The 22,716-nt window shown below is 60.1% G+C and carries 22 protein-coding genes; 20 read left to right on the top strand and 2 right to left on the bottom strand.

The genetic code is table 11. From position 1 onward, the window contains the following. Positions 1 to 27: 27 nt before the first annotated feature. The 19 genes from GA566_RS30700 to GA566_RS30790 all read left to right on the top strand — a co-directional run bounded on the left by GA566_RS30700 (position 28) and on the right by GA566_RS30790 (position 19,453). Positions 28 to 1,002, top strand: coding sequence for an IS5 family transposase (locus GA566_RS30700; RefSeq protein ID WP_160475151.1), 975 nt, complete (start codon positions 28 to 30; stop codon positions 1,000 to 1,002). A 756-nt stretch (positions 1,003 to 1,758) separates the two neighbouring features. Further along, entirely contained in the window at positions 1,759 to 2,346 is a 588-nt protein-coding gene (locus tag GA566_RS30705) for a hypothetical protein (protein ID WP_149135156.1), read from the top strand. A gap of 145 nt (positions 2,347 to 2,491) precedes the next feature. Then, on the top strand, positions 2,492 to 3,205 hold the full coding sequence (locus GA566_RS30710) for an N-6 DNA methylase (RefSeq protein ID WP_370459390.1): 714 nt from the start codon (positions 2,492 to 2,494) through the stop codon (positions 3,203 to 3,205). A 419-nt stretch (positions 3,206 to 3,624) separates the two neighbouring features. Beyond that, on the top strand, positions 3,625 to 4,710 hold the full coding sequence (locus GA566_RS30715; RefSeq protein WP_237380946.1) for a hypothetical protein: 1,086 nt from the start codon (positions 3,625 to 3,627) through the stop codon (positions 4,708 to 4,710). Between the two features lie 150 nt (positions 4,711 to 4,860). Continuing rightward, a complete protein-coding gene (locus GA566_RS30720; RefSeq protein WP_262389460.1) occupies positions 4,861 to 5,337 on the top strand; it encodes a hypothetical protein in 477 nt (158 codons plus the stop codon). A gap of 23 nt (positions 5,338 to 5,360) precedes the next feature. After that, a complete protein-coding gene (locus GA566_RS30725) occupies positions 5,361 to 5,834 on the top strand; it encodes a hypothetical protein (protein WP_237380948.1) in 474 nt (157 codons plus the stop codon). A gap of 295 nt (positions 5,835 to 6,129) precedes the next feature. After that, the gene (locus GA566_RS30730; protein WP_149135158.1) at positions 6,130 to 8,748 is read left to right on the top strand and encodes a carboxypeptidase-like regulatory domain-containing protein; all 2,619 of its coding nucleotides are present in this window, start codon (positions 6,130 to 6,132) and stop codon (positions 8,746 to 8,748) included. Between the two features lie 317 nt (positions 8,749 to 9,065). Continuing rightward, the gene (locus GA566_RS30735) at positions 9,066 to 9,896 is read left to right on the top strand and encodes a hypothetical protein (protein WP_149135159.1); all 831 of its coding nucleotides are present in this window, start codon (positions 9,066 to 9,068) and stop codon (positions 9,894 to 9,896) included. A 328-nt stretch (positions 9,897 to 10,224) separates the two neighbouring features. Beyond that, positions 10,225 to 11,238, top strand: coding sequence for a hypothetical protein (locus GA566_RS30740; protein ID WP_149135160.1), 1,014 nt, complete (start codon positions 10,225 to 10,227; stop codon positions 11,236 to 11,238). A gap of 211 nt (positions 11,239 to 11,449) precedes the next feature. After that, positions 11,450 to 12,103 (top strand): hypothetical protein, encoded by a 654-nt coding sequence (locus tag GA566_RS30745; protein WP_149135161.1) that lies wholly within the window; start codon positions 11,450 to 11,452, stop codon positions 12,101 to 12,103. Positions 12,104 to 12,141: 38 nt separating this feature from the next. After that, positions 12,142 to 12,972, top strand: a complete 831-nt coding sequence (locus GA566_RS30750) for a hypothetical protein (protein WP_149135162.1) — start codon at positions 12,142 to 12,144, stop codon at positions 12,970 to 12,972. 216 nt (positions 12,973 to 13,188) lie between these two features. Then, complete coding sequence (locus GA566_RS30755; RefSeq protein ID WP_149135163.1) at positions 13,189 to 14,982, top strand: phosphoadenosine phosphosulfate reductase family protein; 1,794 nt, start codon at positions 13,189 to 13,191, stop codon at positions 14,980 to 14,982. A gap of 279 nt (positions 14,983 to 15,261) precedes the next feature. Continuing rightward, entirely contained in the window at positions 15,262 to 15,690 is a 429-nt protein-coding gene (locus GA566_RS30760; protein ID WP_149135164.1) for a hypothetical protein, read from the top strand. Positions 15,691 to 15,882: 192 nt separating this feature from the next. Further along, on the top strand, positions 15,883 to 16,338 hold the full coding sequence (locus GA566_RS30765) for a hypothetical protein (RefSeq protein ID WP_149135165.1): 456 nt from the start codon (positions 15,883 to 15,885) through the stop codon (positions 16,336 to 16,338). 184 nt (positions 16,339 to 16,522) lie between these two features. After that, positions 16,523 to 17,002: a hypothetical protein gene (locus GA566_RS30770; protein ID WP_149135166.1), complete on the top strand. Its 480-nt coding sequence runs from the start codon at positions 16,523 to 16,525 to the stop codon at positions 17,000 to 17,002. A 140-nt stretch (positions 17,003 to 17,142) separates the two neighbouring features. Beyond that, entirely contained in the window at positions 17,143 to 17,457 is a 315-nt protein-coding gene (locus GA566_RS30775; RefSeq protein ID WP_237380950.1) for a hypothetical protein, read from the top strand. A gap of 272 nt (positions 17,458 to 17,729) precedes the next feature. After that, positions 17,730 to 18,569, top strand: coding sequence for a cysteine protease (locus GA566_RS30780; RefSeq protein ID WP_149135168.1), 840 nt, complete (start codon positions 17,730 to 17,732; stop codon positions 18,567 to 18,569). Positions 18,570 to 18,765: 196 nt separating this feature from the next. Then, on the top strand, positions 18,766 to 18,975 hold the full coding sequence (locus GA566_RS30785; RefSeq protein ID WP_160475152.1) for a hypothetical protein: 210 nt from the start codon (positions 18,766 to 18,768) through the stop codon (positions 18,973 to 18,975). A 103-nt stretch (positions 18,976 to 19,078) separates the two neighbouring features. After that, positions 19,079 to 19,453 (top strand): hypothetical protein, encoded by a 375-nt coding sequence (locus tag GA566_RS30790; RefSeq protein WP_149135169.1) that lies wholly within the window; start codon positions 19,079 to 19,081, stop codon positions 19,451 to 19,453. 69 nt (positions 19,454 to 19,522) lie between these two features. On the opposite strand, the gene GA566_RS30795 is transcribed toward GA566_RS30790, so the two are convergent. Continuing rightward, positions 19,523 to 20,332, bottom strand: coding sequence for an HNH endonuclease (locus GA566_RS30795; RefSeq protein ID WP_149135170.1), 810 nt, complete (start codon positions 20,330 to 20,332; stop codon positions 19,523 to 19,525). Between the two features lie 462 nt (positions 20,333 to 20,794). On the opposite strand from GA566_RS30795, the gene GA566_RS30800 reads away from it, so the two are divergent. After that, positions 20,795 to 21,970, top strand: a complete 1,176-nt coding sequence (locus GA566_RS30800; RefSeq protein ID WP_160475153.1) for a tyrosine-type recombinase/integrase — start codon at positions 20,795 to 20,797, stop codon at positions 21,968 to 21,970. A gap of 138 nt (positions 21,971 to 22,108) precedes the next feature. Here the strand turns inward: GA566_RS30800 and GA566_RS30805 are convergent, their stop codons facing one another. Beyond that, positions 22,109 to 22,669 (bottom strand): GSU2403 family nucleotidyltransferase fold protein, encoded by a 561-nt coding sequence (locus GA566_RS30805; protein WP_202127004.1) that lies wholly within the window; start codon positions 22,667 to 22,669, stop codon positions 22,109 to 22,111. Positions 22,670 to 22,716: the final 47 nt, after the last annotated feature.

Genomic DNA, 22,716 nt, shown 5'->3' on the forward strand with positions numbered 1-22,716 from the left:
AAGAATCACGAGCGCAAAGAGATGAACATGAAGCAAATGACGTTGGCAGCGGGTGCAGATCAATGTGCAGGTTTCGAGCAACACCGCAAGCCAACGCGGCGTGAAGAGTTTCTGGCGACGATGGATCAGATCGTGCCGTGGGCGGCATTGTGCGCCGTGATTGAGCCCTACTATCCGAAGGCAGGCAATGGCCGGCGGCCCATTGGTCTGGAGCGGATGCTGCGCATCCACTTTCTGCAGCACTGGTTCAACCTGGCAGATCTGGCTTGCGAGGAAGCGCTATATGACAGCGCCAGCCTGCGCCGCTTCGTAGGAATTGACCTGGGTCGTGAGCCGGTGCCGGACGCCACCACGGTATTGAAGTTTCGGCGGCTGCTGGAAAAACATCAGCTTGCCGAACGGCTGTTCGCGGAGGTTGGCCGACTCCTGCAAGCCAATGGCGTGAAGCTGAAGACCGGCACAATTGTCGATGCCACAATTATTGGTGCGCCCAGCTCGACGAAAAATGAAGAGAAGTCGCGCGACCCCGAGATGCATCAGACCCGCAAAGGCCAGCAGTGGTACTTTGGCATGAAGTTGCACATTGGCGTGGATAGTCAGAGCGGGTTGGCCCATTCCGCGGTGGTGACGCCGGCCAACGTTCACGACAAGCATGCGCTGCCCCAGCTTCTGCATGGGGAGGAGCGGCGTGTGTACGGTGACAGCGCATACGCCAGTCAGCAGGAGCTGATCGCATCGAAGGCGCCGCACGCCAAGGACTTCACCAATCAGCGGACCCGCAGAAACGGGGAGATTGACGAAGTGCAACGCGGGAAGAACCGTAACAAATCGAAGATCCGGGCCCGGGTTGAACATGTCTTCGCCGTGGTTAAGCGCCTGTGGGGCTTCACGAAAGTCCGCTACCGCGGCCTGAAGAAGAATGCCGGCCGAGCCTTCACGGCGCTGGCGCTGGCCAATCTCTATTTGAGTCGAGGGCATCTGACGGGAGCAGTCCGCCCGTAAAGGGCGAATGCGGGGCGGGCGCCCCGCCAACACACCCCAATTGGGGCGCGCGAGGGCAAATTCTCGTCGCCACAGCTATTTTTCCGGCCGAACGGGCTCCTGATCAACCTGCGTAACTCAATTTGCCCAGCTTGTTCAGCGTAGCCTTAATCAACTCGTCGTATGGCGGAGGCAACGCGGTAACGATGGTCTACAAGAAGATGGCAAAACGCTAGTTTTCCCGGGCCTGCTGACTGGCACCGAGCACGGTGCCTTTCGCGCATCCAGAATGGTGTGCTGCATACCTTGAGGGCCAAGCTGATGGGGCAACCGCCCCGTCAATCAACCCAAATCAAGGAGAGCAGCCATGATTGGAACACCGGTACTGCAGCGCAAGCCGATCATCATTCAACGATGGGCGGACGAATCCACCGCAAACAGCATCCCCAGGAAGGACGCCGCATTCATCCTTCGGGCGAACCGGAAGCAGCTCGGCAGGGCGCGTGTCGTGCGAACCCGGCTTAACGGGCGAATCGAGATCCGTGGCTATGGGCGCACCATGATTCTGTGTCGGCTCTAGCGGAGGTGCGGATCTCTCGGTGCAACTGCGATCGAGCGTTCCCCTGAAAACGAGTATCAAGGCCGTCCGAGTACTTCGGATGGCCTTTTTTGTTGTCGGTGGTTGATCCGAGGGGCCCTAAGCTTCCCATTTGGCGTTTCGCATATCTCCATGTCCGGCCAATCCAATGGCTTTCCTCAGACTGGAGAACCCACTCAATGAACAACGCACGAAGTGAACTTGCACAAGCCGTCTCGCTGTACCACCTCGCAGATCGAGCCCTGCACCTGCACTGCCGGTCCTGGCTGGCCGTGTCTTCCTCCTTGCTGCCGGCGATCGAGCGGTTCTGGGCCGCGGAGCGCGTAGCTTTGCGTCCGGACTGGATTCCGGCTCATGTGCGGGAGGAGGGTGAGTCGGCCCTTTTGCTTTGCAGTGCTGCACAAGACCGAAAAGAGCGCCTGGCCGCGGTGCGATTGGAACGCCTCCGGGAGGTGTTCCGTGCGCTGGGGAGCTACTACGGCGCGATGATGGCTCGCGATGCAACCGGCAGCCTTGCCGGCCGCTTCCAGCGGCACCTGCGAGACGCATTGCGGGAGCGGCAGGAGAACGCCGATCGCGTGAAGGTCCGACTTCGCGCAGTGACGGACGTCGAGTCGTTCGAAATGATGATCACGTGGTCCCGCACGCTTGGCTATCGCTCACCGCGGGATTTCTTCGTGGATCTTCGGATCGAACTGGACATGCGCAGCGGTATCGCGCCGGCCGCTCTTGAACAGGCAGCTCGCCTCGGGGTAATGCCGGCGTAAGCCCATCCCCATTCAACCGTCCGTGCCGCCCCACATCCATCTGGGGCGGCATTTTTATTTGCACCGGTTCGTCATCTCCCAATCATCAATGACAACGGGAGATGATCCTATGGCTGGTGTTGTATCTCGACGAGCGTCCAAATCTGTGAAAGCGATCGCGGACGAGCTCGATGATGGCTATCGCCACCGAATGGCAGAAATGCTGAGGTTCATGCTGAGCGAAATCATGGTTATCTGGGGCTTCCCCGCGTGGGACCCGGTTCCGGAAGTTGTTCGCGGCAAGATCACCAACGCGATATCGGCCTACGATACGGCGGTTGCAGAAGAAGAGCCGTTCCTCGATCTCCTCGGCCCGCTCTACCAGGAGCTTTCGAGCCGAGGTGGCAAGCAGCAGCTCGGGCAGTTCTTCACGCCGTGGAACCTTGCAAAGCTGATGGCTCATTTGACCATTCCACCCGATCCCCTGGAGGACACAAGTGGCAGGCTTATCGCAACCTGTGATCCGACCTGTGGCAGCGGGGTGCTGATGCTCGCTGCAGCGAGTGCGGTCCTCGAGAAAGAAGGCGGTGCGGCTCTGCGGCAGTGGAGCTTCCACGGGTGCGACGTCGACCCGATCTGCGCGCGGATGATGGCCATTCAGTTTCTCGCGAACTGTGCGAGCCATCGCATCGAGGTCGGTGAGGTGATCGTGTTCCGGGGGGATAGTTTGAACCTCCAAGCGAAGAAGGAGCTGATTACGCACGCGAGTGCCCCGGGCCTGGCAGTCATGCCGGCAAATGCACCAGGTCGACAAAAGCTGCTCGCGGACACCGCCCGCGGCGCCGGCGTGACGCCTGTCACCGCGGATTCCATGGAGTAATGCAATGGAGCTGCATCCAACGGTACGAGACGGCCTGACCAACGCAGCGCAAGGTTGGCGGGAACAAGAGGAGCTGTACAGGCAGAAGAGTGCCAATGAAGGTGGCAATCCCGCGGCACTGGCCATGGCCAAGGTCTGCGCGGACGCTGCCACGAGTCTGGAAATGCAAGCACAGGACGGAGTTCCCAGGTGCGCATGCTGTCTGAAGCCGGTATGGACGGATCTCGATCTCCGCCCATACTGGAAGCGATAGCTGATCTGCAACCCTCACGACCACCTCTAGAGGTGGTCGTTTCTTTTTGGGGTGTTGCCGTGCTTCCGTGTCTTGCTTCTCGCCTTGAACGGTATCCCCCAAAGCCGCCGTACACCTTCCTGTGCCGCATCTCAGGCGCGATAGACAACCTCACAGGAGAGAACTCATGGAAACAGCTTCGGAAGTCAGTGTGTTCGGAGTACTGCTGGCCCTGCCGGGCTGGCTGCAGGAACGACTGTCCCAGGTCGAACGGCTTGAGGTCCGTGGCAACGCTTTGAGCCCCTCGGAGCCCAAAGCGGTTTGGCACCAGTTGAGTATGGACGGCGTGGCCCTGCTGGAAGGGGGCGCAGTAATCAGAGCAGTCGTGCTGGGTGCCGATCCCGCCAGTTTTGAGGGTGTGGCCATCGTGTTCATTGAAGGCGGCGCGGTGGATCGCATCGTCGTGCGTGGGAACTCCATCCAGGGCGTGCACTTTGAGGAGGCTGCCTATGCGGCGTTGGCCGAGTACGAAAAGTACTTGCCTAAGGCTCGCGCAGTCCCGATCAGCAACACGCTGTCCCAGCCTCGTGCATCGACCCCGACGGCCGTTGTGGCATCGCCTGCCGAGGTGGCGGATCTGGTGCCCCTGGCGCTGGGTGACTCACCGGTGGACGCGAGAATTCGTGCGGCCATGTCAGCCGGCGTTGTCCTGAACTCAGTTGATGCTGATGAGATCAGGACGGCAATGGCCAAGTGCGATGATCTGACCAGGCGAGCGACGCGGCTGTTGCGCCTTGCGTCGGACCCGATGAGGAAGGGGAACGCGTTCCCCATGGGGGTCGGGTTCACAACAATGACGAAGCGGGCATCCCAGCGTATCGACGCCTCGGTTCGACGCGCTGGCGAAGCGAGCGAGTTGTTTCGTCGAGCTGACAGCGCCCGCCGCTACGCGGAAGGCCTGCTGGCCGGGGAGAGCACCTTTGCCGCCAGGCAGCGAGCGACCGCGGCGCAGGAAGAACTGCAGCGTCGGGTCGTTGGCGAACTCCTTCGGTGGGCCAAAGGGCGATCCATACTGAAGTTGGGCGTATTGCGCGTGAACCGCGATAGGGCGGGGTATCCCGTATCCTTTACGGTTTCTGGTGGCAATGTCTCGGCCGGCTTTGGCGACAAAGTTGACGTCGTTCGCGCGTTCTTTCGCGGTAACAAGGAGGCGTTTTGCACTCTGGTTGACCAGTTGCGCGGGTCTGAGCTGGCTGGCGTAGGTCAGACGTAACTACCTGATGGCCACCGTATCCTCTCGATACGGTGGCTTCTCTATTCAAGGTTCGTGCTTTGCGTGCCGTGAACTTGACCAAAGATACATGCGGCATTTGATCACAGCTGATTGCCATTACCTTGTACCAAGACAACGTGGAGCACCATCGTGAGGAAAATTCTGATTCTGGCAGTTCAGCTTGCAGGAGTACTTCTGTGCGGCCAGGCATTCGGGGCGTCGATCGACGAAACCGTAGGCATGGTTGCGCAGACTCGCCAGACGACCGTCGCGACCGTCAACGGACGCGACGCCGAGATCATCTATGTCGGCCGGTTCGGGGACTGTGACTCCGTGGCGGTGCGTTCGGGAAAGCACTATCAGCATTTTCGGGTGTGCAGCGGTAGGGTCCAGGCCCGTAATACTGTGGCGCCAAGTTGGGCTGACGACCAAGGCAGCCAGCGAGTATTGGCTGCAGTGGTTCGAAACGCGATCTTCTACGGCCAGTCCGCGCAAGTGGACGAGAACGGTTACCTCATCACCGCGAGGACGCTAGGGGCTGTAGAGGCATCCTGCAAAAACGTTGAGGTCGTCATCAGTTATGACGGAGATCTGGTCGACAGAGGCCTCAAGCGGATCTGCGGCTGATATCCGCCAGTTCCAAACCTGGAGTGCCCCTCACCATCACGGTTGAGGGGCATTTTTTCGGCCAGACTTCCTACGCGTTCCTGTCGAGCATCTCCTGTCTGCAAGAACAACCCTTACAGGAGCAATGCGTTATGGCACAGAAAATTGTACGTTGGCGTTCCAACTATCGTGGCGAGGCGAGATTCGACGTCGTTGCCGGCCCGCTGGCAGGCGAGACGGTAGCCGTAAGGTTCCTGAAGCCGGACTTCTACGAGAAGGACTTCCGTGACAACGCGGGCGGTGCCTTCCTGCCGGACTGGGGGGTCTACACTCGCGAAGTGATGTCATCCGTCGGTATTGTCCGCAGCACCCTGCATCCCGCGGGTTTGCCGACTGAGGTCGTGGAAGCCGTGAACGCCGATTTCGAAGATCTCCGCGCGTCTTCCGATCCGGGAATCTTCTTCGGCTCTTTCTTGAACGGTCGCTACGACCCGCAGGTAGGCTGGGTCGCTCACTGATCCGGCTTTCGTAACCCCTTCGACCCACCAGGTGACTGCTGTCAACTGGTGGGTTTTTCATTGCCCCGGCGGCACACAGCGGCCCGCCGCATCATCAATTTTGGTGATGCCGGCACACGGGCGAATCGATACTCTCCTCCACGTGGTGACACCCTAACAATCGGGGGTTGCTATCGGCGTTTTGGTGACGGAGTATGCGTTCCAAAAAAATGTAGGCCAGAAAGTTCGGCAGTCCAATAAAGCACCAATCAAACCTGTGGCCGGATTCAAACGGGGCGGTGCGTAACAACCAGGGATGGATATCGTGAAGAAGAACCTAGTAGCTCTTTCAGTCGCTATTGCTTTGTCCGGATGCGGTGGAAACAATGGTGACAGCCCGCCGCCGCAAAGTAACCCGTCCACACCAACACCGCCTGTCGCGACTCCGAGCGCCACGCTGCTGCCGCAGCAAAATGCGCAGTACGCAGACGTATTTTCCGTCGACCTCACTGATCTTGGGCTGCCCTCGACTTTGACCGCATCGGATCTGTCCGTGACATCCGGCAACGTGCGGGGCCTGACGGTCAAGGATGGCCAGCTACGATTCATCACGCTCTCCGACGACGGCGTCGACCAGGACGTGGTTATTCGCGTCACGGCGAATGGTCAGCAGTTCGACCTCCCTGTGCTGGTGAGCTCTACCCGCCCGATCGCGATCGATGAGGCAGTACACGCTGCCGAGGACCCCACGGCTCCGCTCCCGGCGCCCACCCCACTTCTGGTCAAGGGAATGGGGCAAGGCAATACACTTACCGCCACAGACTTGTCGTTCACGATCAGCGGCGCACCGGCTTTCAGCGTCGATTCGTCGTCTGCGACAGTTGAAGACCGGGATGGCCACATCGTCAACCTGGCCGCGTTGTGGACATTCGACCCCGCCACGAACACCTTTACCATTCCGGCAGCGAAGATGGCCACGTTGCTGACGGGTCTGCCAAACACCAGCCTTACTGTGTCGGTGGGCTTGGTTAGCGAGGACGGCGACTACGCGAAGGCATATGACTTCCTAGCCGTGAAGGGCGGGGCGACGCTTACCGGCTCCGTCGTGGATATCAATGGCCAGCCCGTTACCAGCTTGGCCGGCCGACTCATCGGCTTGCGCGGCGCCGCCGATGGTGTGCGCCGGGTAGTTGCAATCGGCGCGGATGGCTCGTTCTCTGCCGCGAACCTGCTGGCCGACACCTACGAAGCGACCATCCTGGACGCGGAGTTCCCGGGCTTCAACTCGGCAACGATCCCAATCTATCCGACGACTACAGCGGCCAGCGTAACGATTACGTACACCGGCGACAACGCGACCAAGACAACGCAAGCTGCCAAATCGGTCAGCGGTGGAAAAGCCACGGCCACCCGTACTACCAGCACAACGACGCAGAATGGAAGTGGTCCGGCCAGCCGGAATGCGGCGCCTCAGCAAAACATGCTCCAGCCGTTTGCCGCAACGCCTTCCACCTGCGAAACCGTCAGCGACAATGTTTCGGTGTTCCAGGCCATCGCGGCGCAGAAGGACCAGACCATTTCCTGCAATGGCACGGTCACCGTCCCTCAAGGTACGTCGAACGTGTCGCTGTCAATCTCGGTTGCGACTGATGAGTACCCGACCTACACCACCAGCCAAAGTCAGTACAACGACACGTGGTCGTACTCGGTCTCGGGTCTCCCCGGCGGTGCAACGAGTGCAAGCGGCAGCGTCAACACCTCGCACTACACGCAGGGCACTATCACAAAGACGCAATGCGTGGACGTCTCTACGTACACCAAATCGGGTCCGCTCACGTTCCAGCTCGCGCTGGCGGCTACGAACGTCGGCGACTCCGCGCTTCCAACGATCGTCACTGCGACGTACAAGCCTTCGTGCGATGGCTCGCTGTCTGTGACCCGCGCCGACTTCGGTACAAAGTTGCCTGACGGCTCCCCCGTCATCAAGCCGATCAAGACGACCGGCAACCTGCCTGGTAGCTATGTCAGCCTGCCCATTGCGACAGTCAAGACGGATTGGGGTGTCCCGCTTACCGTGAAGTACCAACCCAAGGAGGCCAAGATCACCAAGGCTCGCATTGGCGTCCTTGTTGGCGGCCAGCCGGTGTGGGCGGCGGACGATATTCTCCCGAAGGCGAGCAAGAACGGCGCGGGCGTTGTCTCGTTCGCGAACCTGGTGATGCCGGCATTCGCCCTCCAGCGATTCACCGGCAAGACCACCTTCGTCGTCGAACTGACGGGCACCGTGGACGGCAAGGAAGTGACCTCGAAGGGCAAGGAAGGTGTCGTCTATGTGGGCTCCGACTCCACCGTCACCCCGATGTTCTTTGGCGGCGAGTTCGTCGGCGCGGCCCGGCGCTATGGACAAGGGTCACCCGACGCCGGCGGCGACTCTTGGATCGTCGACAAGGCACTGACCTGGATTCTCCCGAAGTCGTACCTCTTCAATGATGTGTCCGCACTGCACGTCAAGCAAACGGCTACGGGGCGCTCCGTCATGGGGCATTCCGGCCACAGCGACGGCCACCAGCTCGATCTCCGGTATGCCGACGGACTCGGCGGCTTTACCGGCGCCCTAAACGGTGACGGCGAGGCACAGGCGATCGCAAATACGCTGAATGCTGCCAAGCAGGAGGTTGCCTCGAATGCAGCGCAGAAGCCGAAGCTGGCGTTGGTGACAAAGTGGATCAACGACAACCGAGCCATGATCGAAGCCGAGGCGCCTGGCGCCCGCCGGATCTACATCGGCAAGAGCTTCATCGAGAAGGCCCTGATCAGCGGCGCCTTTGCTGACGGCACGCCGATCCCCGGCGTCACGAAGTGGACCAACAAGCCGGCCATTGTGAAGCCTGAAGACGCGCATATGCATCATTGGCATATCAGCCTGCAGCAGTAACGGGACGAGGGTTTGGGGGTGATCCCGAGGTAGTTCGGGATTGCCCTTGACCTAATCCGTTAGGCCCGATAGCGTTTGCATAATCTCGCTATCAGGAAGCCCAGTTGCGCCCCTCCGCCACCTTTCGCACGACGCTACTGGCACTTCTCGGCGTCAGCCCGCTCTGCCTGGCTGCTCAGCCACAAACCCGGAACCCGCCAATGGCCGCGGCCTCGGTCGACGCGCCTTTCGGTGAGGTAGCGTCCGTGCCACTGACTTCCCTGCCAGCTTCCAAACGCGCAACCTCCCGCGATTTCTGCGTCCGGAGCGGCGCTCCCATGGCTGCTGGCGTCATCAACGGCGCGTTGCATGTCCTGCCTGGCTCTGACAACGGACAGGACCAAACGGTAGAGGTACTTGGCAAGAAGGAGGGCGGCACATTCCTCGTTCGCTTTCGTTCGAAGAGCGATCCGAACCGACGTTTTGAGCTTGTGAGTGACCGGGGCGGCGAGGGGCGGATCAAGCGCAGCTCCCAGAGCTTCCGGCTAGATCAACTGCGCGTACGAGGGATTGCTCCCGGGGAGCTGGGACAAACCGATGGCAGCTTCGCCATCGCCGACGCAGGCCCTCTGGACCCCTTCGCCTCTTCAGCCACGATCGAGGTTCGGTCGACTGGCGCGATCGTCGATCTGGCTGCGCTGTGGTCCTACAACAAAGAGACCAATGCATTCACCATCTCACGGGCGAAGATGGCGAAACTGGTTGATTCGCTCCCGAACGAGGAGATGCCACTTAGCTTGGGCCTGGTCACCAAAGACGGAAACAAAGCAGGCGTCTTCGACATCCTCATTGCCAAGGAGGACGCGAGCATCATCGTCCAGCCAAGAGACAACCCGGCTGTACCGAATCAAGCCGTTCGGCGTGCTGTCGTCTTGACTGGTGAGGACAATACCGTTCGGCGGGCAGGCGTCTTCGGCGCCGGGCCCATCACCTTCCAGAATCTGCCGGCTGGGCGCTATCGCCTCCAAGCCCTCACTGACGGGTTTGAACTCAGTACTATCGGCTGGCCGACTTTGGCGCCGGGCACCAAACAGATCGTGTCGCACGTTGGTGAAATCCCCAACTTGGATCTGAAGACCAACGAGATTGCCCGTTGCGCGCCGGGTTGAAGCCTCGGTCAGGCCATAAGAAAATCGGCCCTCATCAGTGCGACAGGGCCTTGCCGGCTGAGATGGTGGCAGCCGTGAATGCCGATTTTGACGATATCCGTGCGTCCTCCGAGGCGGAGATCTTCGTCGGCCCTCTCTTGACCGGTCGCTACAACCCGCGGGGCGGCTGGGTCGCTCACTGATCCTGCCTCCCTAACTCCATCGACCCACCAGGTGACTGCTGTCATTTGGTGGGTTTTTTCATTGGACAGCCTGCACGGCGCCCAGAATTTTACTGTCTGCTGATCCGCATCTCCGGTCACTATCCAACCCAACAAGGAGATTCGCGATGAATCAGCAGGCAAGCCAGAGTATGCCGGTGGCACGGTTGTTCGAGGGTATCTACGAGTACTGGTGCGGCCCATGGCGTGTCGAACGCCACTGCCGAGTCGTGATTGCCGGCGTAAGCCAGAAGTTGGTCGCTGCGCAGCTCTGCAACGGAGACGAGCTCAGTTCCGCGGAGAAAGAGGGGCTGGCCGACTCACTGTTCACAGTCGATGAGGTGGACCAATCCCCCGAGGAGTGGAGTCTCTCGCCGATCGACCAGCTACCGCAGTGGGCCGTCCCGCTGGCAATGCGCCACGTCAGTGAAAGCGACGTTGCGGAAGCGAAGTCCGCCGGATTTCTGATCCACAAAGGAAGCGCCTCGGACGGTCACGATCTGCTTGGCCGGTGGTGGTGGACGCTCAGTCAGCCAGGCTGGACCGGCGTTGAGGCGAGTCACGGTGCTTACGACAGTGAGCTAGCCGCCTGGGCAGATGCCGTTCTGGCGCTCCGAACGGACCCTGAACTGGCCCACACGCTCCCGCAGGAACAGGTGGCGCTCCCTGAAGTTGAAGCCGTCCTCGTTCAAGCGATCGAAGCCTCCGGGTTCTCGGTCAGTGGCCCAACGGATTCCCGGGCTGCCGAGCACGGGGAGCCAGCGTGGGTCTGCAATGCACGTGGTGCCTTGGCACGGGCGAACGCGACGCGCATCGATCTGAAGATGCTCAGCGAGCCAGAGAAGCTGCCGCAAATGCAGCGCCAAACCGCAGCTCACCGCGTGTGGGTCAGCGGCCTGAAGGCGGGGGACCGCGTCGAGGTGCCGTATTCGCTCGCCAGCGAAGACATCAAGCCGATGACTGTCCTTAATAACGACGGGGCTTGGCTGCGCTTGCTGCCGGACGGCTATGGCAATACCGCCGAAAACACGGTGCTTGCAGATGCAGTGTCAGGCAACCTTCGCTATGGCGGGGCTCGCATCGTCCCGTTGGGAACTGCCAACCGCATCGCAGAGCGAATCAAGCTCTCGCCGCGCCCGTAATCCCTTAATCCGTCCATGCCCATCGCGTTCCAACTCAGGAACCGGTGGGCATTTTCTATTTGTCGCCCCTGTATTGCGGCGCCTGGCGGGTGGCTGGGCTCTCGGTGGCGGTTGGGCGGCCGGCGGCGGACTCCGGGGGCCGTGTTCAAGACTTAGTGTCGCCTGTTCCTCATCACTCCGGGCAAGTCCAACTTCCACCCGGAGATCCCAAATGCAAAACCAGTTGTATGTTCTTTACTCGCCCACCGAAGCCGCGGCCCTGTCCGATGCTACTCCTGGTGAGCATGGCGCCGGCTTCTGGTCGGCAGAGGATGGCTGGTCGAGCTTTGACAAGGCGACCCGTTACGCTGCCGGCCTGCGCGAGGTTCTTCCGTTCCCGAAGAGCCTTGGCGATGATGCAGGCTGGGTGCTCGTCGACAGCATCCTGTTCCTGGCGCTGGCGAAACGCTACTCGGAAGATCCACAGCTTTCCGAGCAGCTTGATCGCCTTGCTGATCGCTACGCCGACGAAGTCATCGGCGGTCACCCGGAGCGATTCGATTCCGTGGAGATCCAAGGCGTACGCAATGAGCACTCTCCGCGAGATGCCGCCGGCGGCATCGTGAAGCTCGACAACGTCGATCCCCAGTTCTACTCCGTCTATCTGCACTACAAGCCGGAAGAAGAATGCGGGAGCGATTGCGTCGGCGACTTCGCCACGTACGAAGGCGCGGTTCAGTATGCTAACGAACTCGCCAAAGAGAATGGATGGGCAATCCTTGATCTCGTCACCGAGGACGGCAGGACGCCGCGGTGGGAGCCAAGCCATTCCGTTCCGCGCGTGCTTCCTGTGCGCGGTCGTCATGACCTCACCGTTCAACTCTAACCAACACACTTTCCCCAATCCGACATAGGAGCTTCATCATGGCAAACACCTACAGCACTTCCACGGGCGTTCTGATCCTCGACAAAGTCACGCCGATGATCTTGGCGCTTTTTGGCGCTTTTGCATTGGACCCGACCACGCCGGGAAATGGTGAGGTCTACATTGCATCGACACCCGAGGACGAACCGCACTGGGAGAAAGTCAACGATCGGGTGGCCGCGCTAAGGTCAGATTTGGGGGTAGAACTCCCGGATGACACCAGTGAGGGCATCGCAATGGAGTTGTTCGCGCTGGCGGAGCACCTCGGCATCAACGATCCGGAGCTCTTCCAGCTTCTCGACCACCATGAGTTCACGGAGGACGAGGATGCTGATTTGCAGGTTCTGTTCGATCTCGCGCAATGGTTCGACGACGGCCACGGCCTGAAGGCGATCAAGTTCGAGGGGAGCTGGCGGTGCGACAAGCCACAGTTGTTCGAGTTCGGTGGCGCCGGCGACTTCATCGGTCGGAACATCTCGGTAAGGTCCAGCTCGGCCACGGCGATTGTGCTTGGCGCGGAACTGGATGCAGCGATCGAGATCGGCAACCTGGACGGCGTAGCTACCCGCTTCGTCACCCAGATCAACGGCATCCTCGCTGGCCTCACGGACGGGGCGATCGCAGATCGCGTGCGAGCAAAGCTCGGTCGCTCCCTGGTCGACGCGTACGGAAAGCTCGAGGAGGGCTCCCCAGCCTGGCTGCGAGCGACCTTCGACACCGAACACCCAGATCATCCCAGGTCGGCCTGGCGATCAGAGGTAGCAAACGATGACACCCTGCTCGGTTATTGGGAATGGGTGTTCCACAGCATCGAAGGTGCAGCAGTCTGAGTCCAGGGCAAGTAGCCTGGAACCGCGGCTGAGGCACCCACCCGCAACATAACCACGTGCTGGCTACCAGCACACACAACACGGCCGCTCACCATGTGAGCGGCTTTTTCTTTGCGCGTTCCTGATCTGCATTCCCTTCTGCAAGGGTTTCCCACTTAACCGCCAAATGCCTCGCACCCCGTGCGGGGCGAGCGGCTGGCTATCAGGAGCAAAGAAATGGTTGACACAAAGACGATCGAGCTGTTCAGGCGTGACGAAATGGTCTTCACCGTGCAGGAACTGATCGAGAAGGCCTTGGCAGCGATCGGGGCCCTGTTCGCCGGCGGCCATCCGATTATTGTGGCCTACAGCGGAGGGAAGGACAGTTCTGTGGTAGCTGCCTTGGTTCTCCACGCGGCAGTTTTGGCAAAGGCAGCTGGAGGCAATCCACTCGTCATCGTGACGACAGGGGATACGGGCGTTGAGAGCCCTGAAGCCCAGTCTTTATACCAGGCTGAGACGGCGAAGATGCGGCGGTTCGCGAAGGATCACGGCGTTCGGCTTGTTACGAAGACGGTTCAGCCCACGTTGCTCTCGACCTGGCAGCTGAAGATTCTGAGCGGCCGAGGCCTTCCAAGTTTTCCGGGCTCTCAAAGTGACTGCTCTGTCGATCTCAAGATCCATCCTCAGCGCATGTTCCGACGCAAGCTGTTCAGAAAGCTTGCTCAGGAGAAGCTCCCCGAGCCCGTAACGTGTCTGGGCACCCGCCTGGACGAGGGCCAACGCCGCGCCACTGCCATGCTTGTCCGCGGTGACCGCTCGGACGCGCCTGTTCGCAACAAGGACGGCGAACTCATCCTCAGTCCGGTTCGGGTATGGAGCACCGATGATGTATGGGAGGCCATCGCGATCTACGGCGGCCAGCAGTTCCCATCGTTCTCGGACTTCGAGGAAACGAAACGCGTGTATGCACATTCCTCAGGCACGTCGTGCGCAGTTGTCGCTGATGCAATCTATGAGGGCGGCGAGAAGCGCGGGAAGGGCGGCTGTGGTGCTCGGCTCGGGTGCCACGTGTGCCAAGTTGCGGAGGACAAATCGCTCGCCAACATGATCGAGTACGACGCGCGCTATGCTTACGCCAAAGGGCTGAACCAGCTGAACCGTTTCATCCGCAACACTCGGTATGACTGGCAGAGGCGGCATTGGGTGGGGCGGACGATCAAAGAGGGTTGGGTCACGATCCAGCCGGATACGTACCATCCTTCAATGATTCGTGCGCTCACGCGATACATGCTGCAGCTGGACTACGACGAAGAGTTGCGCGCAGCGAATGCTGGTGAGCGGCCGAAATTCAGGCTGCTTCCGCTGGATGTCATGATCGCTGTGGACGCAATGCAATCTCTGAACGGCGTGGCCATGCCATTTTCTGTCTGGGCAGACCATCGGGACATCAGGCAACGAGGAGTCCGCTACGACGTGCCAGATGTGCCGGCAGTCAAGCAAAGCCCGATACCTGTTGCGCGGTTCCTGCACGTTGGCAAGGAGTGGGATTCGACGGCTGGCAATGCAACATGGACTGGCCTGCGTGACCCGTACTTTGAGGCTCTCACCGAGAGAAGTGGATGTGCGCCGGAGCTGACGACCCTACGGGACGGGAAGCTGGCGTGGGCCGTGGAAACGGAGCCTACGTTCTCGGTGGACATCGAGAGTGCCTGCTTTATCGAGGACTTCGAGGTGGACCGGTTGCTCCGAATGCATGATCAGGGAGTGATGCCGGGCGGAGTTACCACAGGGTACCTTTGGTACTTGTCTTATGGGTGCCTCTCCCTGTCACACGCGCAGCAGAATGAACACGATGCGATCTGCCGTCGTACCGCACACAAGGATCGTCTAGGTATTACCTGTGAGTACGACATAGCCTCACTCATTGGTCGGTCGGTCGGGTTTGCCGATTTACCGCCTGAAGCCCGGGTTGCATGGGGCGGGAAGGCGACAACGGCATCGGCACAAGTCGATCTCTTGTTCAATTAAACACTCCCCGGGGGCGTATCCACGCTGCCCGGGGATTTTTCTTTTCCGGTACGCCGTGGCGCGCATCGTGATCGGGCAGCGGGCCGCCGCAGAGGAGGGTTACGGCAAGGTGGTTTCCCCTTTCTGTTCTCCTGATCTGCGCCGCAGAGGAGGGTTACGGCAAGGTGGTTTCCCCTTTCTGTTCTCCTGATCTACATCTCTTCTCGCAAGGACTTTCCAACAACCCCCAGGGCGTTCCGTGCCATTGGGGCGCGGGCGACTGGATATCAGGAGCATATTGTGCTGAATGCAATCTCGAACGAAACGACAGCTGGACTTGAACTGGCGGTTGCACTGGAGCTGTTCTGTGTAACTCTGGACTGGCAGCCTGGCGACGACGAGCAAGGCGACTACTCGGTATCGGTCTGGGCAGTCGACGAGGACGATGCCATTCGTCAGGTGGCAGAAGAAATGGCTGACTCCGGCGAGAAGAGCTTCGAGACCGAGGCAGAACGTGTGGCGTACATCCAGTGCGTCATCGACGGAGCTGGACAGTATGCCGCGGAACATGTCAAGAACAGGTTGCTCAGTGATCTCGACAATCTGCTGAAGAACGATCGTCCGGACGCACTGAAGGCAATCAAGGCCATCTTGGATGGTGCAGATCCAGCTGGCAGCACGCCGCCGGCGGCCGAAGATGCAAAGCGGAGCGATCCGCCTGCGCAGTAGGCACTGCGCATTTCAAAACTCGTCGCATCGACTAGCCTCTAGTAGTGCAACTCAGAACCCCGTTCATCCTTCGAGATGAGCGGGGTCTTTTATTTTCAGCCGGCGATTCGGGTTGTGGACATGTGTGACTCATTCCCAATGGCAAGGAAAAAGGGGAATGCCCCTACCAACCCTACCAATGGAGTGAACAGCATGATCGAATCCGCAAACACCGAAGTGAATGGCTTTTCGTCTACAAAGCTGCCGGTCGACCGTGACCTGATCAAATCGCAGCGCCTTCTCAACATGATTGAGGTCGTGGAAGTCCTCCATGCCCCGGACGGTGAGCGAACGCTCTGGCAGATGCTGGTTGACGCCGGCGCTGACATCGATCGCATCATTTTCCGAGATGTCGATGACCTCCAGGCCGAACGGGCGCCTGCGCTGCAGTTTCGCGTGGATACCTCGAAACTGAAGGGCTTTCTGGTCCTCGAGCATGCCCCAGGTCAGCACGGACTCCGCATTTTGGTCCAGGCGGAGGGAACAATGGTGTTGAAGGTGGTCCATGCGGGGGTTCTCCTGCGCGATCTCGCCACGAAAATCGCTCATCTGATCGACGACGGTACCCGCCGGAACGAGCCCGCTAGCCGCGTGATCGTGAAGGAGTAACCCATGCCCCCGGCGCACATCGTGCCCGGGGGTTTTTCTTTTGCCTGAAGCCGGCGTGGCAGGCCGGCTCCTTTCCTAACCTCCTTCGGCGAGCTCGAGCTGCTTCTGCCGGTTATGCCGCGATGTTGATCATCCCGGCATATCAGGCCAGATCCGAGGCCTCAATTCTTCAGAAGGAGCAAGAATGTCTACCTCCAGGCAAGTCGATTGTCAGGAGCTTTGTCCCCATTGTGGCCAGGATTGCCTTGCAACGTTGTATGAGGACAATTTTGGGTACGAGTCCTCGGCGGCGCATTGTCACGGCTGCGGCTACCGAGTCGCGGTCGATATCGGAGATGGTGGCGGCGTAGACGCAAGTGTCCAAACGAACAAGCGTGTCGGCATGATCGTCTCTGGATGCATCGTGGACGGAGAGTCGTGCCGCACGATGACGCTGGGGAGCCTGATCGGCGGACGGGTCATGCGTGATCGCGAGATCAGCAGTGGCAGTTCCCCTGCCTGGTTCGCCTTTGTCGACGATGTTGGGGTAACGGTCCTTCGTGGCGCTCCTGCCGACGATCCGGCCTTTGCCGATATTGTCCTGGACGCGCGGAAACGGCTCGACGAGTTGGAAGTCGTCGCCGAGGAGCAGCTCCTGGAAATTCCTGAGCCTGTGGCACTCTAACCAACGACGGCCCGTCCACTCTCGCGAGTGACGGGCCATTTTCTTTTCTGATCGGCCGGCTTGTGTGCACCTGCGCTTCATCTCAAGAGGCAAGGAGTAGAGCCTGCACCAGGCTAGAATTTCTCGAACAGGAGATTGATATGGATCACACCTTTGAAACTGGCGCCGAGATCGAGGGTTTCCTACGATCGGAGGGCCTTACGGATGCTTCGACCGGAGGAGGGTACTCGGGCTGGTTCCTCGAGCTCCAAGGGCAATCGGGACCCTGGCAGATCATGATCTCTGACTGGACGACCGATAGCACCAACTTGCAGCCGGGCAAACCCATCGGAATCGCGCTCTACGCACCCGGTGGTGTCGAAACACAAGCAGAGGTGTTGCCCAATGCCGATGGCTTGCGGGATGCGCTGAAGCGGTTCAAGGATGCCGGCGTACAGCAGTTCGGTACCGCCTAAGGATGAGGAGCTAAACATGGGCATCCGTGCCAAGGCAGGTCCAACGTTTGTCTACGAACTCAATGGCTGCCGCCTAACTGACCATCTGGTCAACGGAGAGTGGGTCACCGTCAAGGTTGAACCGCTACCGGCATAAGCTGATCGCACCGCGATCGCAGCCTCCAGCTCACGATGTGTGACTGGAGGCTTTTCTTTTTTTGAGTACCGCTGCGTGTGAAACATCTCCTACCTGTCAGGCCATCGCAAGTGGCCTCTTACCCAGGAGATCGATCATGAGCCATTTTTCCAAAGCAGTAGACCGCCGTTCCCGCCGTGCGATGACGGAATTCTTGTCCTCGCACTTCCGCTACCACACCGCTGCCAGCCACAACCGCAGTACTTCTTATGCCCACTGCATCAAGGTCGACCGTATTGGCCTGAACCGCGAGCAAACCGACGCCGCGTACGACATGCTGGGGGCGGAGACGTACTGGGATCGCATTGCTGATCCCATTCGCGAGTTCACCCACTCCATGCACGGGACGTACACGATTGGGACGAACGGGCGCTCCGGTGGCTATTTGGTCCTCTATCGCAGTGAGTACAAGAGCACGGAGCATCTGTCCTTCTGCCGGTCGTGCGGCCAGCGGAACTTCAGGCGAGTCGCTCCTACCCTGGACGGTGCGGAAGGCATCATCGGCGCCGAAATCCTCCGCAATGGGGGCCTCTGGCACGACGAAGTCTATCTCGGTCAATCGGCAATCCAGGCGATCGCGCTCTCGGACACCGAAAAGCTGGCCATGGTTCGCAAGCTCAAACCGCTGTTGAAGGACTGTTCCGCGGACAACCGTTGCGGCGTCTGTTCGGCCACCGGCGATCGCGGGCGCGCGAACTACGAAAAGTCCCCGGTCACGCTTTCGTCCTGGCCGATGCGTCCCATCGATCAGGATACTGATTTCAGTGACATGAGCATGGACGAACTGCGCTCGCGCGTCGACGTCGTCATGGCGTTCGATGCTGCGTGCGATGAGATTCGCGAGAATTTCATCGAGTTGCTTTCCGACTTCGCGCCGGTTGAACGAACCATCATGGTTCCCAAGACCGTCACCGTCCTCGAGCGACGCGCGGCTTAACCGCCCAGCCCACCGGATCGATGTCTGGTGGGCTTTTTTCTTTTGATCGGTGCAAGGCCCAGATCTATACCTGCTTGTAGGGCATCACCCCTTACCAGGCATGTGGAGAGTCGGGGCGCCCTGCGGCCCGTTCCTCCAATCCAACCACCGCCCAACCGTCCTCGCAGGGCGGCCCCAAGGGCATCACCAAGGATAGATGATGCGAACGGACAAGCAGGTCGTCGAGCAGACGAACGAGTTGGCCAGACAACTCTACGAGTTGCGGGGCTATCACGTACGACAAGGGTATCGCTTTGACAAGGCCACCCATCCTCATGAGGTCGAGGCATGGCGTGGCGCCTGTGCGGCGCAGCGTTTGCTGACCGACACGGACCCCGAGGATGCACTCGCAAACTTGGAGGACTGAATCTACTGGTTTGGCATCGTCCAAGGCAGCTATCAACCGCCTGTAGAGATTCGCCCTGTGGCGAGCACTTACGGCAATTCCCGAATCGGAGAAAGGAATAGAAATGAAAACAATCGAGACTGGCAGGCATGCGGGCTGCGTGCGCGGATTTGTCCATTCTACGGAGGCCTGGTACCACCGCAGCAAGACATCCGTGCTCGATGAAGTGTTGTTTGGCTTCTACGCCCCGGAAGGCGGCACCACCGGGGAGATGCGCGTGGTGTGGCGAGAGCTCGGTCGCGACATCGTTCCGGAACTCACAGTCTTTGACGACGCATGGGCGGCGCTGGCGGAATTCAGTGACCTTTTGGCATTGATGTCCGCCGCAGACGCCAAGCACGTAACCGGCAAGCAGTTCTGCGAAATGCTCGTGCAATGCGGCTTCGTGGACATGACCGAGCGACAAGAGGGGGTGCGCCCCTGGCTGCAGCAGGCCTGACCCGCTGTCTGATCCAAACCAACCCCGGGTGCTCTTCGAGCTGCCGGGGTTTTTCTTTTCCGACTAGCCCTACTTCGAGCCGCCTCGGTGCCCCTGAAAACTGCCGAGCCAGTTTGGAGTGAAGATCCTGGCAGATGGTGCGCGGCGGTAGACATGTGCGCGGTGCCAGGCCAGGTACCTTTGCATCAATTTGTTCGGCTTCGGCCTGAGCTGTCCTGTGGCCAGGAAAGGGAGTTCACGTAGCTGGCAGTAGTCCCGAAACTCTGACGAGACTAGCAGGGAGCCGTCATCGTCGAAGGAGACAAACCCGGGGCCGAACGCTTCGTCGATGTGTGCAGTGAGTACTAGGACGTTGGACAAATCCATCCTTTCCGCGTCCGAGGAGGCGGCCCACGACTTGATGTGTGTGACCCGAAGATGCGCTTGCTCCTGGAGCCCCGTCAATTGGCAGGATACGGCGTGCCGCCTCGAGAGCGCCCCCCAGAGCAAGTCTAGTCCGATCCGTTGTCTCGCATGCTGGTCGGCTACGGTGGCGTGGGTGATGCCTGCGGTTGCCTCCCGGTATTGATCCAGCAGCGATCTCGTGCCGTTGTCGGTCGGTTGGCCAAACGTAGCTGCGATATCACCCTCATCCAACCGCATCGTGGATCGCGCCGGCACTAGCAATGCGCTCACTTCGGCCGGAGAGTGCGACACGACTGGGCTAAGAACATCCGGATTGATCAGCCCTACGCGAACATCGTGGTAAAGCCTGAAGAAGTCCTGCGCCTCGCTCAATCCGGCAAAACCAATATCGAGCCAGGTTGAGCCGTGCCTGTCATAGCGCCTGGCCGGAGCAAACTGCCGCCACACCCAGCCAATGATGCGCTGCTGTGGCATGGCCGAAGACGCGATCCGATCGGAGCAAATGGCCACGGCGATGCCATTCCCAGGCCGGGTATCTGGCCAATCGATCGTGCATACGATTTTCCAGTCTCGTACCAAGCCAACCCCGCTTGGCCGCGCGCTCTTCGCCGCGGCCAAGAATGCGCGCTCGGCTCCCGCAACCGTGGCCTGCAGTCGGAGGGGGACGGCGGGAGGAGAAGGCATTTGACACCTTGTTCGGTCAGCGACATGTGCCGGCGATTGTTTCGGCCAATTCAGCGCATGGCTACAACCTATAGGCTGCAGAGCAACCGACACCGGCCCACGAAAGCGTTGCAGATCCCCATCAATGCCGCGGACAAATAGGCAGCTTTTGGCGGGGGAAAGGCCGAATATGTGCCGTTATTCGCACCCAGTTATATAATGTAGCTAACAGTCAAGCTCTGAAGCACCTCTCCACATCTCCCGCGAGCGCACATGGCCAACAAGGAAATCTTCGAGCCGAAAGCCGTCGACTGGCAGAACGACCCCAAACAAGCCTTTGACGGCTGGCTCTCAACGCTGAAGGGTCGCCGAAAGGATGCACCACAGCTGAAAGTCTCCTCAGTTGAGATCTACAAGCTGCAGTGGGGGAAGTTCCTCTCGTTCCTGGACGAAAGGAAGATCCTGGTCACGGAGACAACAGCGAAGGACGTCTCAGATTTTCTTTCCACACTGGCCGACACCAACTCGTCAAGCCAGCGGGAACGATATCGTGCGCTCCTCGAGCGGGTATTCAAGCACCTGCTTGGCGCCGATGCAACCACCAACGAGCGGCTCAATCCCGCTAGCTGTTCGTCCCAAGGGATAGAGCCGGGTAGAAAGAATTTATTGAATACATCGCTGCAAATGGGCTTCCTGCGCCGGTCTGAGTACGACGGGCTGGTCTCCCATCTGAACAGCGCACTCAAGCCAGCAAGCAACATCACCGCGCACCGCAAACAGCTACGTGACCGAGCCATGGTGGCGGTGTTTCTCGGGGCGGGCCTGAAGGTTCACCAGGCACTGAGCTTGACTGTTAGCTGCATCGAGACAAAACGTGCCGTACAAATCACCGTTCAGGGGGAGGATTCGAAGTTCTTCCACCAGGTGCGCGTCATGCCGTTCGCGGCGGATCTGCTCAAACGATGGTTGGCGCAGCGACGGAAGTGGGAGCGTGAATGTCTGAGGAAGGGCCGCAAGGTGGGCGATCTGGTCTTCCCGGCAGAGATTGTTGATCCCGACAGGCTGCAGGCCCTCGAGGAAGGTTCACCGGTGGCTATGCCCAGCTCCGGTTCATGGATCGACCTCCTCGAAGCAGGGGGCGCTGCAGGGATCTCCCGGGGTGGCCGCAATGGCACCGGTACCCGGTTGGTTGGGCGTGCAATGAACTCGGTCATGGCACTCCGCGTCTGTGAGGCGGTCATGCAGGAGTCGGGGGTGTACACGAGTCGGGAGGACGCCTCTGCCGAGAGCATCAGCCCCCAAATACTCCGGAACAGCTTTGCCGCGGCTCTGTTTGCGTCTGGCGAAACGACGTTGGGCGTGCAGAACCAGCTGGGGTTTGCGGAAGAAATCTCCGCTGCGCGACTGAAAGCCGCGTGGGATTCCTGGCGCAGCTTTGGCAATGACTAGTGACTCGCCGGCATGTCGCCGCCCCCCCGTCCGGCGATCGCGGCAGCCACGACGCCACGTCATGCACACGAAATAGGCCAGCCGAGCGGCTCAAAGCCGCGTGGGATAGCTGGCGCAGATTCTCGCCGACCCGATTCTTCAGGGGTTGACGGCCGCCGGCGCGATCCCCCGTGCCAGTTCGGAGACCAGGGCGGCCATCCTGGAGCAATGCCCGCGCTTTTCTGGCGCGATATCCGCCAGTTCCGACGCCCATCGCTTGTAGCGAATGAATGTAGACGGCTTCAATGCAGCGAGCCTTTCCATCTGTCCCGAGTCCGAGACCACGACCGCGCTGACGATGCCATCGCCCAAGAGCGAGGCAATGCCGTAGTCCTCAAGCTCCGCGCTCTCGTCGTTGAGCAGCCTGCTTGGGGCTCGTTTGCCTGGAAGGGTAGTTCCCAAGCCGGCCCCAATGATATCTATCGTCAGGCCCGCAGCGTTCAACGCACTGAATCTCCCGGCGTGGCCGACCAACTCCTCAAACGTCTCATCGACCTCCCGCAGAGCATCAATCAGAGCCTTTGGTGTCAACGCGCCGACAGCTAACAGTTGCACCCGCTTACCAAAGAGCCGGTGCCGGGATGCGTCCGTGATGATGGCACCGGCGGCCGATGCGTAGACCAGACAGGCATAGTTGCGTATTCCGCCGAACCTGGACACCCGCTCCGCCGCAAACTGGGCACCTGTTCCAACGCAAACTGGACACG

This window comes from Cupriavidus sp. SW-Y-13 (assembly GCF_009793345.1).
Taxonomy (GTDB): Bacteria; Pseudomonadota; Gammaproteobacteria; order Burkholderiales; family Burkholderiaceae; genus Cupriavidus.

What these genes read in the sequence shown, in the direction of transcription:
- GA566_RS30730 (WP_149135158.1), top strand. Translation starts at nt 6,130, where the DNA reads ATGGATATCGTGAAGAAGAACCTAGTAGCTCTTTCAGTCGCTATTGCT.
- GA566_RS30780 (WP_149135168.1), top strand. Translation starts at nt 17,730, where the DNA reads ATGAGCCATTTTTCCAAAGCAGTAGACCGCCGTTCCCGCCGTGCGATG.
- GA566_RS30790 (WP_149135169.1), top strand. Translation starts at nt 19,079, where the DNA reads ATGAAAACAATCGAGACTGGCAGGCATGCGGGCTGCGTGCGCGGATTT.
- GA566_RS30795 (WP_149135170.1), bottom strand. Translation starts at nt 20,332, where the DNA reads ATGCCACAGCAGCGCATCATTGGCTGGGTGTGGCGGCAGTTTGCTCCG.
- GA566_RS30715 (WP_237380946.1), top strand. Translation starts at nt 3,625, where the DNA reads ATGGAAACAGCTTCGGAAGTCAGTGTGTTCGGAGTACTGCTGGCCCTG.
- GA566_RS30745 (WP_149135161.1), top strand. Translation starts at nt 11,450, where the DNA reads ATGCAAAACCAGTTGTATGTTCTTTACTCGCCCACCGAAGCCGCGGCC.
- GA566_RS30755 (WP_149135163.1), top strand. Translation starts at nt 13,189, where the DNA reads ATGGTTGACACAAAGACGATCGAGCTGTTCAGGCGTGACGAAATGGTC.
- GA566_RS30770 (WP_149135166.1), top strand. Translation starts at nt 16,523, where the DNA reads ATGTCTACCTCCAGGCAAGTCGATTGTCAGGAGCTTTGTCCCCATTGT.
- GA566_RS30765 (WP_149135165.1), top strand. Translation starts at nt 15,883, where the DNA reads ATGATCGAATCCGCAAACACCGAAGTGAATGGCTTTTCGTCTACAAAG.
- GA566_RS30800 (WP_160475153.1), top strand. Translation starts at nt 20,795, where the DNA reads ATGGCCAACAAGGAAATCTTCGAGCCGAAAGCCGTCGACTGGCAGAAC.
- GA566_RS30705 (WP_149135156.1), top strand. Translation starts at nt 1,759, where the DNA reads ATGAACAACGCACGAAGTGAACTTGCACAAGCCGTCTCGCTGTACCAC.
- GA566_RS30775 (WP_237380950.1), top strand. Translation starts at nt 17,143, where the DNA reads ATGGATCACACCTTTGAAACTGGCGCCGAGATCGAGGGTTTCCTACGA.
- GA566_RS30750 (WP_149135162.1), top strand. Translation starts at nt 12,142, where the DNA reads ATGGCAAACACCTACAGCACTTCCACGGGCGTTCTGATCCTCGACAAA.
- GA566_RS30735 (WP_149135159.1), top strand. Translation starts at nt 9,066, where the DNA reads ATGGCTGCTGGCGTCATCAACGGCGCGTTGCATGTCCTGCCTGGCTCT.
- GA566_RS30785 (WP_160475152.1), top strand. Translation starts at nt 18,766, where the DNA reads ATGATGCGAACGGACAAGCAGGTCGTCGAGCAGACGAACGAGTTGGCC.
- GA566_RS30700 (WP_160475151.1), top strand. Translation starts at nt 28, where the DNA reads ATGAAGCAAATGACGTTGGCAGCGGGTGCAGATCAATGTGCAGGTTTC.
- GA566_RS30740 (WP_149135160.1), top strand. Translation starts at nt 10,225, where the DNA reads ATGAATCAGCAGGCAAGCCAGAGTATGCCGGTGGCACGGTTGTTCGAG.